The sequence below is a fragment of the Streptomyces sp. CNT360 genome, from assembly GCF_000424785.1.
This window is the reverse complement of sequence record NZ_AUKO01000001.1, coordinates 478,981-491,299: the sequence shown is the minus strand read 5'-3', so window position 1 is coordinate 491,299 and position 12,319 is coordinate 478,981. Positions and strand designations below refer to the sequence as shown.

The window sequence follows — 12,319 nt, the reverse complement described above, 5'->3', positions numbered from 1 at the left end:
ACTGCGCGGTGCATTCACACCCCGTGTGAAGACAAGTCCGTTACTCTGCGAAACAACACGTCGGACGACGGAGGGCGGTATGGAGCCCAACAGTCAACTGGACGCGCTCCTTGACCAGTCAGGAATGTCGCGGGCCGGACTCGCGACGAGAGTCAACCGATTAGGCAACCGCGCAGGTATCACCCTGCGTTACGATCACACGGCCGTGGCGCGCTGGCTCAAGGGGCAGCGTCCCCGCGGCAGGGTTCCCGAGTTGATCTGTGAGGTCCTCGGTCGGCAACTCGGCAGAACCCTCACCCTCAGTGACGTCGGCATGGATGTGGCCGCGGCGGGAGCCACCCTCGGCCCCCCGTCCGGACCCGAAGCGGCGGGGCTCGGCCGGTTCGTGGAGCGTGCCGCCTCCCTGTGGCGCTCCGACCAGGTGCACGGCGACCGCCCGGGCCCGGGACTGCTCACCGGCGCCGCAGCCGTGGCACCGGTGTGGGAGTGGGAGAACCCGCCCGAGGACACCGACGTCTCCCGCACCGGCGGACCCGAGGTCGGCGATGTGCACATCTCCGTGCTGCACACGGCCCGCGGCCACTACGAGCACCTCTACCGCAACGCCGGGGGAGTGGCCACCCGCGCCCGCGTCGTCGGCTTCCTCAACGGCCAGGTCGCCCCGCTGCTGCGCGGCGCCTACGACGACGCCACCGGCCGCCGTCTCTACCGCGCCGCCGGCTCGCTGGCCGCCGTCAGCGGCATCTGCGCCTACGACGCGGACGCCCAGGGGCTGGCCCAGCGCTACTTCCACCAGGCCCTGCGGCTGGGCAAGGCCTCCGGCGATCTCCTCTTCGGCGGCTACGTCGTCGCTCTCCTGGTCAACCAGGCCCTCTTCCTCGGGGACACCCGGCACGCCCTGGCCTGCGCCGAGGCCGTGCTGCGCACCCTGCAAGGGCGTATCAGCCCCGCGCTCGCCACGGATCTGTACGCGATGCAGGCCGGCGCCTACGCACGGCTCGGCGACCGGCGCAACGCGCACGCCTGCATGCGCCGGGCCGAGACGTACTCCCGACGCATCCGCCCCGACGAGGAGCCCGAGGAGACCGGGTACGTCCAACCGGGCCTGGTCGAGGTGCGGTTGGCCGAGGGACTGCTGCTGCTGGGCGAGCTGTCCGCCGCGGCCGGATACGCGCAGGAGGCCGCGCGTGCGCCCGCGCACGTCCGCGGCCGCGTCAACCGGCTCGCCACCCTCACCGACGTGGCCCTGCACGCCGGGGAGCCGGAGCGCGCGGCGGACAGCGCGGCCCGGATGGTGGACACCGCGCAGGGCATCGAGTCGCAGCGCCTGCGCGGGCGCATGCGCAGGGTCAGGCAGCGGTTGGCACAGCATCCGGGGGCTCCGGCGGCCGAGGCCGCGAAGCTCATCGAGGACGCGCTGAGCGTGCCGTTCTGAGGCGGGTCGCGCCCGCTCCCCCTGTCAGTGGGAGCGCGCGCCGTGCTGGGATGTGCCCAACTCCGTCGGGAAGGGGGCACATGACGTGCGATGGAAGAACCTGGGTGAACACACGGTGTACGAGAACCAGTGGCTGCGGGTGAATCTGGCGGACGTGGAGCTGCCCGACGGGCGGCATCTGGACCACTACCTGATCCGGCTGCGTCCCGTCGCGATGGCCACCGCGGTCAACGAGCGCAACGAGGTGCTGCTGCTGTGGCGGCACCGCTTCATCACCGACAGCTGGGGGTGGGAGCTGGCGGCCGGCGTCGTGGAGGACGGTGAGGACCTCACGGATGCCGCGGCCCGCGAGATGGAGGAGGAGACGGGCTGGCGCCCGGGGCCGCTCCGCCATCTGATGACCGTGGAGCCCTCCAACGGGCTGACCGATGCCCGGCACCACATCTACTGGTCGACAGACGCCGACTGGATCGGGCCGCCCGAGGACGACTTCGAGTCGGAGAAGCGCGAGTGGGTTCCGCTCAAGGAGGTGCCCGACCTCGTCGCCGCGGGCGAGGTGCCCGCGGCGAACATGGCGGCCGCACTGCTGATGCTCCACCGCGTCCGCTTCGGCTAGCCCGGCAGCCGCTCGGCCGCCCCGCCGCCCGCGCCCGCGACGCGGGACGGCCACGGCTTCCCGGGCCGGGGGAGCTGCCGGCTCACCGGCGAGTCGATCGCGGGGGATCGCGGGGGATCGCGGAGGAGGGGCGTCAGCTCTTGAGGAAGCCGTCGCCGTTCTGCGCGACGTGCTCCTGGACGGCGGCCAGTGCCTGCTGCACCTCCTGCGCGGAGCCCGTGCCACGCTGCTCCGCGTAGTAGGCGGCTCCCAGGCGGCGCAGCAGGTCGTTCCCCGCGCGCTGGGCCTGGACCTCCTCCACCTTCTCCTTGCCCTGCGCGAGTCCTCGCTGGGCCTGCTCCTTGGCGCGGTCGAGAAAGCCTGCCATGGTCCTGCCTCCGTCGTGTGCGGCGGTACCGGCCCGTTCGCGACCGGCATCCGCTCAACGTATGCCGCGATCGGCGGGTTCCCCGGCGCGCTCGACCGGGCGCGGGGGCCCGGGCGGCATTTCACACGATCGCGGGACACCCGTAGCGTTGCTGCCATGACCACGGCACGACCCTCCCCGGGCGCCACCGCAGCAGCCGGTACCGCCGCACCAGGGGGCGCTCCCGGACAGCCGGCCGCGGGCGGGAGCGATCCGGCTGTGGGCCCCGTGCCGCAGGGCGGCGGGCGCGGCGGGCGCCCGGGTGGCGTCGGACTGGTGCTCGGCAGCGCGCTGTCGCTGCAGTTCGGCTCGGCGGTCGCCGCGCTGCTCTTCCCCCGGGCCGGAGCCCTGGGCGTGGTGACGCTGCGGCTGGTCTTCTCCGCGGTCCTGCTGCTGGCCCTCTTCCGCCCGCGGCTGCGCGGGCACAGCCGCGCGGACTGGCTGGCCGTCACCGGCCTCGGGGTCGCCCTGGCCACCATGAACACCCTCTTCTACCAGGCCGTCGAGCGGATTCCGCTCGGTGCCGCCGTCACCCTGGAACTGCTCGGCCCGCTCGTCCTGTCCGTCCTCGCCTCCCGGCGCGCCCTCGACGTGGTGTGGACCGCACCGGCCGGCGTGGGGGTCTACCTGCTCGGCGCCGGCGACCTCGACCGGCTCAACGTCCCCGGCGTCGCCTTCGCGCTGGCCGCCGGCGCCATGTGGACGGCGTACATCCTCTTCAACGCCCGTACCGGAGCCCGCTTCCCCAAGGTCGACGGACTGGCGATCGCCATGGGCGTCGCCGCGCTCATCAGCGCCCCGCTCGGCGTGTTCAGCGCGGGCGGCGCACTGCTCGACCCGCTCACGCTGGGGCTCAGCGCTGCCGTGGCGGTCCTCTCCTCGGGGCTGCCCTACACCCTGGAGATGCTCGCCCTGCGCCGGCTGTCCCCGGCGACCTTCTCCGTGCTGATGAGCCTCATGCCGGTGGCCGCCACCGCCGCGGGCTTCCTCGTCCTCGGCCAGAGCATGGGCCCCGCGCAGCTCCTGGCCATCGCCCTGGTGGTCGCCGCGAGCATGGGAGCGGTGCGCGGCTCCGGCGGACAGCACGGCTAGGCAGGTGCCCGGGGGCGCTGTCGGAGGGCGCGGCTAGGGTTTGCCCGGTGAGCGCACGAAATGGGGCCGTCGAGACCGTCGGCTGGGACGAGGACGGGGTGTGGCGTACGGCCGTGTGGCGCTCCGGGAGCGGAGCACGGCCACCGCGCCGGGTGGCAGTGGCCGACGACAGAATGGCCGCCGACCTCGCCTACAAACTCGTCTGCGAGGGCACCGCGCTGCTGTGGCGGGGCGACTACCACGGTGCGCGGCAACTGCTGGCCGCGCTCGGCCGCCGCGTGGACCGCAAGCCGCCCAAGCAGGGCCCCACACCGCGGGAGAGCTTCCACCTCCACCGGCAGGCCCGCTCCCGCCGCGCCCGCGTGCTGGGCATGCTGCTGGTGCCGCTGGAGTCGGACGGCGACGGTTCGTACGAGGTGCCGCTGCGCAGGGCTCCCCGGGTGGGGGAGGCCTGCGTCGAGGCGTACGGTCCCTCCCACGGTGCGGCCCACGAGCTGACGCTGGTGTCCCTGCGCGAGCTCCAGGGGATCGTCGGCGCCCACGAGTGGCGGCGCAAAGGGGTGCCCGTCGAGGCGCTGGGCGGCGCCCGTGTCCACCCGTACTACGGGGTCTTCTCCCCGGTGCGCGGCGAGTACGTCGACCTGGTGGCACGCGCCCCGCTGCCGGCCCGCGGCCCGGACGGCGGGCGCGCGCGGCTCACCGCGTTCGACATCGGCACCGGCACCGGCGTCCTCGCCGCGGTGCTCGCCCGGCGCGGGGTGGCCCGGGTGACCGCGACGGACCTGGGCGAGCGCGCGCTGGCCTGTGCGCGCGAGAACGTGGCGCGACTGGGTGTGGACCGGACGGTGGAGGTCGTACGGGCCGACCTGTTCCCGCCCCAGGAGGCGGGCCTCGCCGATCTGATCGTCTGCAACCCGCCCTGGGTGCCGGCCAAGCCCACCTCCGTGCTGGAAGAGGCGGTCTACGACCCCGACAGCCGCATGCTGCGCGGCTTCCTGTCCGGCCTGGGTGCACGGCTCGCCCCCGGCGGCGAGGGCTGGCTGATCCTCTCCGACCTCGCCGAGCATCTGGGGCTGCGCCCCCGCGCGCAGTTGCTGGAGTGGTTCGAGGAGGCCGGCCTCCAGGTCGCCGGACAGCTCGACGCCCGCCCCGTGCACGGCCGGGCCGCCGACCCGGCGGCCCCCTTGCACGCCGCCCGCGCCGCCGAGGTCACCACCCTGTGGCGGCTGCGCCCCGCGGACGGCTGAACCGGACAGCGCCGGGCAGGCCCGGCCGGTCACCCGGAGCGCCGCAGCCGGTGCCGTACCCACACATTCGGCTCGACGTACACCGCGTGGCCGTGCGCGAGGTCGCAGTGGACGGGCACCAGGGCACCCGTCACCTCCACGTCGCCGTCCCGGTCGAAGGGCAGGCCGGTCCACTCCCGCCAGCGCTCCAGCGAGGCGCTGACCGTCATGGAGGCGGGAGCCACCCTCTCCACGGTGCCGCCCGCCCGCACGTGGACGCGCAGCCACGGATCGGCGGGCAGCCCGTCGGCGCGGCGCTCGTCGATGTAGGCCCTCAAGGGGACGCGGGGGCGCAGATGCTTGCCCGTGGGGCGTACCGGAGCCAGCAGCGCCGCATGCCCCTGCTGCGCGGCGGCCTCGCGCAGGGCGGCCACCATGCGGGGGGAGAGACCGCGGCCGAGGTACCCGGTGTCCACGGTGATCTCCAGTGCGCTCGCCGCCGTCCCCGCACGTCCTGCCCAGCGGTCGGTGAACGCCCAGGTGAGCACCTGGTCCCAGCCGCCGTCCGGTGTCTCGGCGCGGCCCTCGGACACGGCGTCGAAGGGCACGCTGAGACCGCGGGCCACGACGCGGCTGCCGTCGGTCGCCACCACGCAGTAGGCGGGGAACTCCTGCGGCACCCGGTGCAACAGGGCGGCGGCGACCGGGTCGTGCGGAACGAAGACGGGCCGCTCCTCGGCCATGTCGTACAGGCGACCGGCCGCCTCGGGGCGCTCCGTGAGCCGGGTGATCTCGATGCCGACGGGCGGTGTGGGAGTCATGAGGGGGCACTCCGGTACCTTGCGCGCGCCGCGGGCCGGCGGTTTCGGAGCCCCGGCGCGGTACGCCGGCCCGCGGTGGGGCAGCCCCGTTCAGCCACGCAGCACCTCCTGCGGTGTGCGTCCGTAGGTGGCGCGGCACGCGGCGGCGAACCGGCCCGGGTGGGCGAATCCCCAGCGGCGGGCGACGGCCGCCACGGTGACGCCCTCGGACGGGGCGGCCGGGTCGGTGGGGTCGGCCGCGGTCAGTTCGCGGTAGGCGCGCTCCAGCCGCAGACGGCGCAGGTGGGCGGTGGGGGTGGTGTCGAGGTGGTCGCGGAAGGCGCGTTGCAGGGCGCGCGGTGTGGTCCGCGCCGCGCGGGCCATCTCACCGAGGCCGACGGGCTCGTGCGCGTGCTCCTCCATGTAGGCGACAGCGCGCCGGACCGCGGCCTCGGACGCTCCGGTACGGGCGCCGGCCGTCCGCGGCCCCTTCGGCCCCGACACGGCCGTGTTGGGGAACGTCGTCAGCAGCGCGGCGCCCAGGGAACGCGCCGCGCTGTCCAGCACCAGCGGCTCGGCGGCCGCCGTGGCGGCGCGGGCGGAACCGGTCAGCAGATGGCCGGTCAGCAGGTCGAGGACGCCGCCGCAGTAGCGGGCCGCGTTCGCCGTCACCGGGGCGCAGCCGGTGAACCGCACATCGGGTGGACCGGTGCTCTCGGACGCCGGGGTCTCCGCCGTGCTGCCCACGACGCTCGCCAGCACGGCCGGATCCAGGCTGACCAACTGGAGGCTGATGTCGTCCCAGCGGACCACGTACGGCGCCTCGGGGGTCGAGACCAGGAAGACGTCCCCTTGTGCGGCGCGTAACGTTTCTCCACCCGTACGGCGCTCGATGTGCCCGTGCACCACCCGTGCCAGCACCAGCCGTCCCAGCGGCTCCGTGACGTGTTCGACCGCCATGCTGTGGCTGAGTACGGCCACCGAGAGCGGACCCGCCTCCTCCTGGGTGTGGGCCATCCGGAAGCCGTCCCGGCCCCCGGTGATCCTCATGGCGTTGTCGGCGTAGGTGTGCCGCAGGAACGCGTGGGCGCGTTCGGGATCGGTGGTGGCGAACTCCCGTGCGGCCGCGCGGGGTTGTGCAAGGGACAATGCCGGCTCCTTCGCCCCGCTGTGCTGCGGGGGTACAGCTCATGTGCGCAACGTGTGGCTGGGGGAGATCCCGTATCTGGCACGGTAATGCCCCGCGAACCGGCCGGGTTTGGCGAACCCCCAGCGTGCGGCCACACTCGCGACCGTGACTCCGGAGGCGGGGTCGGCCGCCTTCAGGTCCCGGTGGGCGCCCTCCAGCCGGACGCGGCGCAGATAGCCGGTCGGCGTCGTCTCGCAGTGCCGTGCGAAGGCGTGCTGGAGTGCGCGCGGACCGGCGCCCGCCGCCTGCGCGATGTCGCGCAGGCCGATGGGCCGGTCCGCGTTGGCGTCGATGTAGTCCATGGCGCGGCGCAGGGCGGCCGGCGCCAGCCAGCCCGGCGTGGGCAGCTTCGCCCGCTCGGCGGCGCTGCGCGGGAAGGCCGCCAGGGCGGCGGTGGCCAGCAGCCGTGTCGTCTCCGCCTGCACCAGGGGGCTGCTCACCGCCTCCAGGTTGGCCAGTACGTCGTGGTGGACGTGGCGCACCACCGCCTGCCAGTAGCGCGCCCGCTCCGGCGAGACGGGCCGGCTGAGGGCCAGCCGCCCCGGTGCCGCCTGGGCGGCTCCCTCGCTCTCCGCCGCGATCCGCTCCACCTCACGCAGGCCGATGCGCACGATGCCCAGCCGCACGTTCTGCCACGTCACCCGCGTCGGGGCGTACGGGTCGCACAGTTGCAGGTCGCCGGGTCCCGAGCGCAGTTCGGCCCGCCCGGCCGCCATCTCCAGGCCGCCGCCGAGCACTTGCACGACGTAGACGCAGCGGTGCGGCTCGGTGTCCGCGTCCATCCGCATCGACTGCGCGATCCGTTCGACGCCGAACGCGCCGACCTGGGTGAGCGTCGCATGGAAGCGGAACTGCTCGTGGTCGCCGGACAGCCGTGGCGTGTGCTCCACATAGGCCTGTCGCAGGAAATGTTCGGCCTCGCGCGGATCGGCGGTCTTCAGCCGTACGCGGCGCACCGGGTCGTGCATGGCCTCCGCACCTCCTCGCTCGGGCCGCGGCCCCGCCTTCGATGCTAGGGCGGCAACCGGTCCCACCGCAGCCCACATCACGAAGTGAGTGGCCATCGAACGACATCCGTACCCGACGGCGCTTGCGCCGCCGACGGGGGGCACGTTGTCCTGAGCGGTGCCGTGCCGCGCGCCGTTCCCGTCCCGATTGGTGCGGAGGCCCCGCATCGGGGGAGTGGACGGAACCGACGGAGCGAAACAGGACCGGAGTGACGATGTCTGTGCCGAGGCCCGGCGCGGCGGCCCCCCACACGAACCCCTCGCGCCCTGCGAGTTATCCGCGGCCCGCGCAGCGCCACGGCCAGGCCGCGGACGGGCTCGACCTGGCCGCTGCCCTGTTGTCCCTGGCCGGTTCGCACCCCTGCGCGCCGGACCTTCCCGACCCCGCAGACCCCGGCGTCACCCTCTCCGCCCCCGGTGCACCCGATCCGCTCCGGGAGGGGCCGGGCGGCAGCCATCCGCGGCTGGTCGCGCTGGCGGTGCGGGCCCACCTCCGGCTCGCCCAGGAGGGCCGCCCCGGCGGTACCGCCGTGCTGCTCCACGCCCCCGCCAGCCGTGGAGGGCGGGAGGCGGTGCCGCACGGTCACAGTGGTGCGTGGGCGGCCCGACTGCGGCTGCTGGAGGCGGCGGAGGGCGAGGGCCCCGGCATCGCGACCCTGCGTACCGGTGAGCCGGTCGAGGGGCTGTCGCTGGAGGGGCCGGATGTGCCGTGGCCCCGGTACGCTCGGGCCGCGCGCAAGGCGGGTGTGCGGACGGTGCACACCGTTCCGCTGCCGGCGGAGGGTTTTCCGCCTCCGTCCGGACCGGACCCACGTCCGCGCCCGGACACGGCCGCCCCGACACCTGCCGCGCCGGTGAACGGCCTGCCGCCGACAGCCGCCGCGCCGGTGAACGCCCCGCCGCCCGGGGAGCGACCGCAAGGGGTTCCACCGGCGGCGGCCGGACCGGCAGGGGTCCGGCCCGCGGAGACCGGGCCAGGGGAGGCCCGGTCCGCCGGGGACCTGTCCGCGGGGGATCGGCCGGCAGGCGTGCTGGTCGTCCATCTGCCCGACGAGGGGCCGCTGTCCCCCGCCACCCGCGCGGACCTGGCCGCGCTGGCCGGGGCCTGCGCAACGGGCCTGGCCCACCAGGCGGCGTTGCGCCGTGTCGACGAGCTCGAACGGGCGCTGCACAGCAGGGTCGTCATCGAGCAGGCCAAGGGCGTGCTCGCCGAGCGCCGGCGGGGCACCGTCGAGGACGCGTTCCGCACGCTGCGCGGCTATGCCCGCGCCCACCGGCGGCCGCTGCACGAGGTGGCCCGCGACGTCGTCGCGCGCCGGCTCGTCGGCCCGCCGTTCCACCGGGACGGGTGACCGGAGGGCCGGGCCCCACGGCGCGGCCCGGGGCGCGAGAGGGGATTCGCAGTGCCCCGGGCCGCTCGGGCCCGCCGCCGATAGGCGCGGCGGCGGGCCCCCGTACCAGCGGGGGATCGCCGTCCAAGCCCCCGTGGCACGCTCCCGGCAGCTCTGGGCTGCCGGGTATCCCATCATCCTCTCTCCGCACCGGGTTCCGAGCGACTTCGGCCAAAGATGCCGGAGTTGCTTTCCCCGTGCCGTCCCTCCGGCAGGGGGCGCGACCCGGCACAAGACCGCACCCGACCTGCCACGACCTTGGAAGGCGGGTGGCGGACCGGGTGCGGTCGAACTTGCGTGCGGCCCTGTGGTGCGGCCGCGGCCGGCGTCCGGAAGCGGAAGCCGTTCAGCCCTTCTTGGTCTCCCAGAAGATCTTGTCGATCTGGGCGATGTAGTCCAGCGCCTTCTGCCCGGTGGCCGGGTCGGTGGACCCCTTGGCCGTGCTCAGCGCCTTGAGGGTGTCGTTGACGAGCTGGTGCAGCTCCGGGTACTTCTCGAAGTGCGGGGGCTTGAAGTAGTCGCTCCACAGCACCGAGACGTGATGCTTGGCCAGCTCCGCGCGCTCCTCCTTGATGACGGTGGCGCGGGTGCGGAAGTGCGGGTCGTCGTTGGCCTGGTACTTCTCCTGAATGGCCTTCACGGATTCGGCCTCGATCCGGGCCTGTGCCGGGTCGTAGACGCCGCAGGGCAGGTCACAATGGGCGCTGACCCGCACCTTCGGGGCGAACAGTCGGGAGAGCATAAAAGCCATCCTTCCTCGTGATCGTCTTCTCACGTGCGAGATTACTCCGTGTGGGAAGCCTTTTCGCGTGTGCCCCCGCGGGCTTAGGACAAAAGTCCGGTCGGGTGCCGGATCTGTTGGAGCAATCGGGCCGGGCACGGTGGCGCGGCCGGGACGACCGGAGGCGGAGAAGATGCCGGAGGGTACGCCGCAGCGCGGGCTGTCGCACGGCAGGGAGCCGACGTCCGGTGCGCGGCACCCGGAGGACGGCGGCGAGCGCGGGCCCGGCGGCGGCCGTGCCCGTGGGCTGCGCAGGATCGGGCTCGCCGAGGTCTACAACCCCTCGATGCGGCCCACGCTGCACCCCGGCGACCGGCTGCTGGTCACCTACGGTGCCGCCGTACGCCCTGGTGACGTCGTCGTGCTGTGCCATCCCTTCCAGCACGACCTGCTCATCGTCAAGCGGGCGGTCGAGCGCCGGACGGGCGGCTGGTGGGTGCGGGGCGACAATCCACTGGTGCGGAACGACAGCCGCGAGTTCGGCGTGGTGCCGGACGAACTCGTGCTCGCGCGGGCGTGGCTGCGCCTGCGGCCCCCGCGCGGGGTTCAGTCCTCGCCCGTGCCGGCAGTGCGCTGGGTGCTCTCGGCCGCGCGGCCGCTGACGGGCCCGCTCCGCCCCAGGCCGCCCGCCTGGGGCGCCGACCCGGCCGGCCCCTCCGCCTCCCCCGCCTCGTCGTCCGGCTCTGCGGCCCCCTCCGCCTCAGCAGGCCCGTCCGTCCCGGCGGAGCGGGTGGAACCGGAGGAATAGGCGGACCGGGTCAACCCCGCCGCCCCGGCCCCCGAGGCCGCTTTGCCCGGCCTCCCGCGGTCCTGGGCGCGCGCGGTCCCCGTCGCACCGTCGCCGGCCGCCTCGTCCCGGCCCTCCGGGCTGCTCTCGCGCCGCTTGCGGGCCCGGTAGGCCGCCACGTTGGCGCGGGTCGCACAGCGGTCCGAGCAGTAGCGCCGCGACCGGTTGGTGGAGGTGTCCAGGTAGGCGTTCCGGCAGGGGCTCGCCTGGCAGATGCCGAGCCGGTCCACGCCGAGGTCGGTCAGGTGGAAGGCCAGCCCCATGCAGGCGGTGGCCGCGTAGGCGGCGGTCGCGTTGGCGGGCTGCTCGGCCAGGTGCATGTGCCAGCGGGGGCGGCCCTCGCCGTCCAGGTCGCCGTGTCCGGAGATCTGCGGACTGGTCGGGAACTCCATCAGCAGGGCGTTGAGGAGGTCGACCGCCCGTACCTCGTCGCCTTCCGAAGCCGCCGCGAAGACCGCCCGCAGGCGGGTGCGCACGGCCCGCAGCCTGCTCACGTCCGCATCGGCGGCGCGCCGCCGCATGGCGCTGTTCGCCGCCATCAGGTCGCGTACCGCGTCGACGGAGGTGAGGGTGTCCTCCCCGCGCTCGGGCTGCTCGGTGTTGACCAGCCGCACTGCCAGATCGGAGTAATAGTTCAGTTCCACTTGTGATCCTTACGGCGGGCGTTCTACTGTAGGTAATGGCTGAAATGACTACGAGGGTATTACGGCAGAGGGGAACCATGACGACACCCGCACTGCACGAGGTCGACTGGCGAAGCTGGCAGCGCAGTTGGGACCGGCAGCAGGAGGAGTACATGCCGGACCGCGAGGAGCGGTTCCGGGTCATGACGGAGATGACCGAGGCCCTGGTCGGCCCCCGGCCCAAGGTGCTCGACCTGGCCTGCGGCACCGGCAGTATCTCGGACCGCGTCCTGGCGCGGATGCCGAACGCCAGGACTGTCGGCGTCGACCGCGACCCCGCCCTGCTCGCACTCGCCCGCGGCACCTTCGCCGAGGAGGAGCGGGCCACCTTCGTGACGGCCGACCTGAGCGATCCGGACTGGCCCGACGCGGTGGCCGACGAGGGCCCCTTCGACGCCGTACTGACCGCGACCGCACTGCACTGGATGCGTACCGAGCCGCTGCGCGCCCTCTACGGGCAGGTGGCGGGGCTGGTACGGGAGGGCGGCGTCTTCATGAACGCCGACCACATGCCGGACGAGTCGACACCGCGGATCAACGCCGCCGTGCACACCTGGGAAGAGGCGCGGCGCAGGCGGGGGTCGGCGGAAGGCCGGCTCGACTGGGGTGGCTGGTGGCAGGCGCTGGCCGACGACCCGGCGCTCGGCAAGGTCGCGGCCGAACGGTTCGCCCTGTTCGGCAACCCGGCCGAGGTGCGGCACGACCACAACAACGAGGAGTTCCAGAGCGCCGAGTGGCACGCCGCCACCCTGCGGGAGGCCGGCTTCGAAGAGGCCCGCGCCGTGTGGTGCTCCGCCACCGACTCCCTGGTGCTCGGCCTGCGCTGAACGGCCGCCGCGCGCGACCCGGCCCCCGCTCCTGCGCGGAGCGGGGGCCGGGTCGCTTTGCGGGCCGTCGCCGGGGCCG

The 12,319-nt window shown here is 74.4% G+C and carries 12 protein-coding genes and 1 pseudogene; 7 read left to right on the top strand and 6 right to left on the bottom strand.

Annotated elements, in window-relative coordinates; all coding sequences use genetic code 11:
• Positions 1-79 precede the first annotated feature (79 nt).
• Entirely contained in the window at positions 80-1,435 is a 1,356-nt protein-coding gene (locus H297_RS0102105) for an NsdA family TPR-like regulatory protein (RefSeq protein WP_027735696.1), read from the top strand.
• Positions 1,436-1,520: 85 nt separating this feature from the next.
• Entirely contained in the window at positions 1,521-2,051 is a 531-nt protein-coding gene (locus tag H297_RS0102100) for an NUDIX hydrolase (RefSeq protein WP_027735695.1), read from the top strand.
• A gap of 133 nt (positions 2,052-2,184) precedes the next feature.
• On the opposite strand, the gene H297_RS0102095 is transcribed toward H297_RS0102100, so the two are convergent.
• Positions 2,185-2,418, bottom strand: a complete 234-nt coding sequence (locus H297_RS0102095) for a hypothetical protein (protein ID WP_027735694.1) — start codon at positions 2,416-2,418, stop codon at positions 2,185-2,187.
• A 156-nt stretch (positions 2,419-2,574) separates the two neighbouring features.
• Here H297_RS0102095 and H297_RS0102090 point away from each other — a divergent pair, with 156 nt between their 5' ends.
• On the top strand, positions 2,575-3,549 hold the full coding sequence (locus H297_RS0102090) for an EamA family transporter (protein WP_199787125.1): 975 nt from the start codon (positions 2,575-2,577) through the stop codon (positions 3,547-3,549).
• Positions 3,550-3,596: 47 nt separating this feature from the next.
• Positions 3,597-4,796, top strand: a complete 1,200-nt coding sequence (locus H297_RS34020; RefSeq protein WP_037792492.1) for a N5-glutamine methyltransferase family protein — start codon at positions 3,597-3,599, stop codon at positions 4,794-4,796.
• A gap of 29 nt (positions 4,797-4,825) precedes the next feature.
• Here H297_RS34020 and H297_RS0102080 read toward each other — a convergent pair whose 3' ends face one another.
• From H297_RS0102080 to H297_RS40100, 3 genes are all read right to left on the bottom strand, one after another.
• Positions 4,826-5,596, bottom strand: a complete 771-nt coding sequence (locus tag H297_RS0102080) for a hypothetical protein (protein ID WP_027735692.1) — start codon at positions 5,594-5,596, stop codon at positions 4,826-4,828.
• A gap of 90 nt (positions 5,597-5,686) precedes the next feature.
• Positions 5,687-6,724 (bottom strand): helix-turn-helix domain-containing protein, encoded by a 1,038-nt coding sequence (locus tag H297_RS34015; protein WP_051351417.1) that lies wholly within the window; start codon positions 6,722-6,724, stop codon positions 5,687-5,689.
• 39 nt (positions 6,725-6,763) lie between these two features.
• Positions 6,764-7,732, bottom strand: a complete 969-nt coding sequence (locus H297_RS40100) for a helix-turn-helix domain-containing protein (RefSeq protein ID WP_051351416.1) — start codon at positions 7,730-7,732, stop codon at positions 6,764-6,766.
• Between the two features lie 254 nt (positions 7,733-7,986).
• On the opposite strand from H297_RS40100, the gene H297_RS0102065 reads away from it, so the two are divergent.
• Positions 7,987-9,123: an ANTAR domain-containing protein gene (locus tag H297_RS0102065; RefSeq protein WP_027735691.1), complete on the top strand. Its 1,137-nt coding sequence runs from the start codon at positions 7,987-7,989 to the stop codon at positions 9,121-9,123.
• A gap of 385 nt (positions 9,124-9,508) precedes the next feature.
• On the opposite strand, the gene sodN is transcribed toward H297_RS0102065, so the two are convergent.
• Positions 9,509-9,904: a superoxide dismutase, Ni gene (gene sodN, locus H297_RS0102060; protein ID WP_027735690.1), complete on the bottom strand. Its 396-nt coding sequence runs from the start codon at positions 9,902-9,904 to the stop codon at positions 9,509-9,511.
• A gap of 172 nt (positions 9,905-10,076) precedes the next feature.
• Between sodN and sodX the strand changes: the two genes are divergently transcribed.
• Positions 10,077-10,691: a nickel-type superoxide dismutase maturation protease gene (gene sodX / locus H297_RS40990; RefSeq protein WP_078513668.1), complete on the top strand. Its 615-nt coding sequence runs from the start codon at positions 10,077-10,079 to the stop codon at positions 10,689-10,691.
• 50 nt (positions 10,692-10,741) lie between these two features.
• Here sodX and H297_RS34005 read toward each other — a convergent pair.
• A pseudogene (locus H297_RS34005) lies at positions 10,742-11,374 on the bottom strand (CGNR zinc finger domain-containing protein); the annotation flags it as partial.
• Positions 11,375-11,451: 77 nt separating this feature from the next.
• Between H297_RS34005 and H297_RS0102050 the strand changes: the two are divergent.
• Entirely contained in the window at positions 11,452-12,240 is a 789-nt protein-coding gene (locus H297_RS0102050) for a class I SAM-dependent methyltransferase (RefSeq protein ID WP_027735688.1), read from the top strand.
• Positions 12,241-12,319: the final 79 nt, after the last annotated feature.

What these genes read in the sequence shown, in the direction of transcription:
- H297_RS0102105 (WP_027735696.1), top strand. Translation starts at nt 80, where the DNA reads ATGGAGCCCAACAGTCAACTGGACGCGCTCCTTGACCAGTCAGGAATG.
- sodX (WP_078513668.1), top strand. Translation starts at nt 10,077, where the DNA reads ATGCCGGAGGGTACGCCGCAGCGCGGGCTGTCGCACGGCAGGGAGCCG.
- H297_RS0102090 (WP_199787125.1), top strand. Translation starts at nt 2,575, where the DNA reads ATGACCACGGCACGACCCTCCCCGGGCGCCACCGCAGCAGCCGGTACC.
- H297_RS0102065 (WP_027735691.1), top strand. Translation starts at nt 7,987, where the DNA reads ATGTCTGTGCCGAGGCCCGGCGCGGCGGCCCCCCACACGAACCCCTCG.
- H297_RS0102080 (WP_027735692.1), bottom strand. Translation starts at nt 5,596, where the DNA reads ATGACTCCCACACCGCCCGTCGGCATCGAGATCACCCGGCTCACGGAG.
- H297_RS40100 (WP_051351416.1), bottom strand. Translation starts at nt 7,732, where the DNA reads ATGCACGACCCGGTGCGCCGCGTACGGCTGAAGACCGCCGATCCGCGC.
- sodN (WP_027735690.1), bottom strand. Translation starts at nt 9,904, where the DNA reads ATGCTCTCCCGACTGTTCGCCCCGAAGGTGCGGGTCAGCGCCCATTGT.
- H297_RS0102050 (WP_027735688.1), top strand. Translation starts at nt 11,452, where the DNA reads ATGACGACACCCGCACTGCACGAGGTCGACTGGCGAAGCTGGCAGCGC.
- H297_RS0102095 (WP_027735694.1), bottom strand. Translation starts at nt 2,418, where the DNA reads ATGGCAGGCTTTCTCGACCGCGCCAAGGAGCAGGCCCAGCGAGGACTC.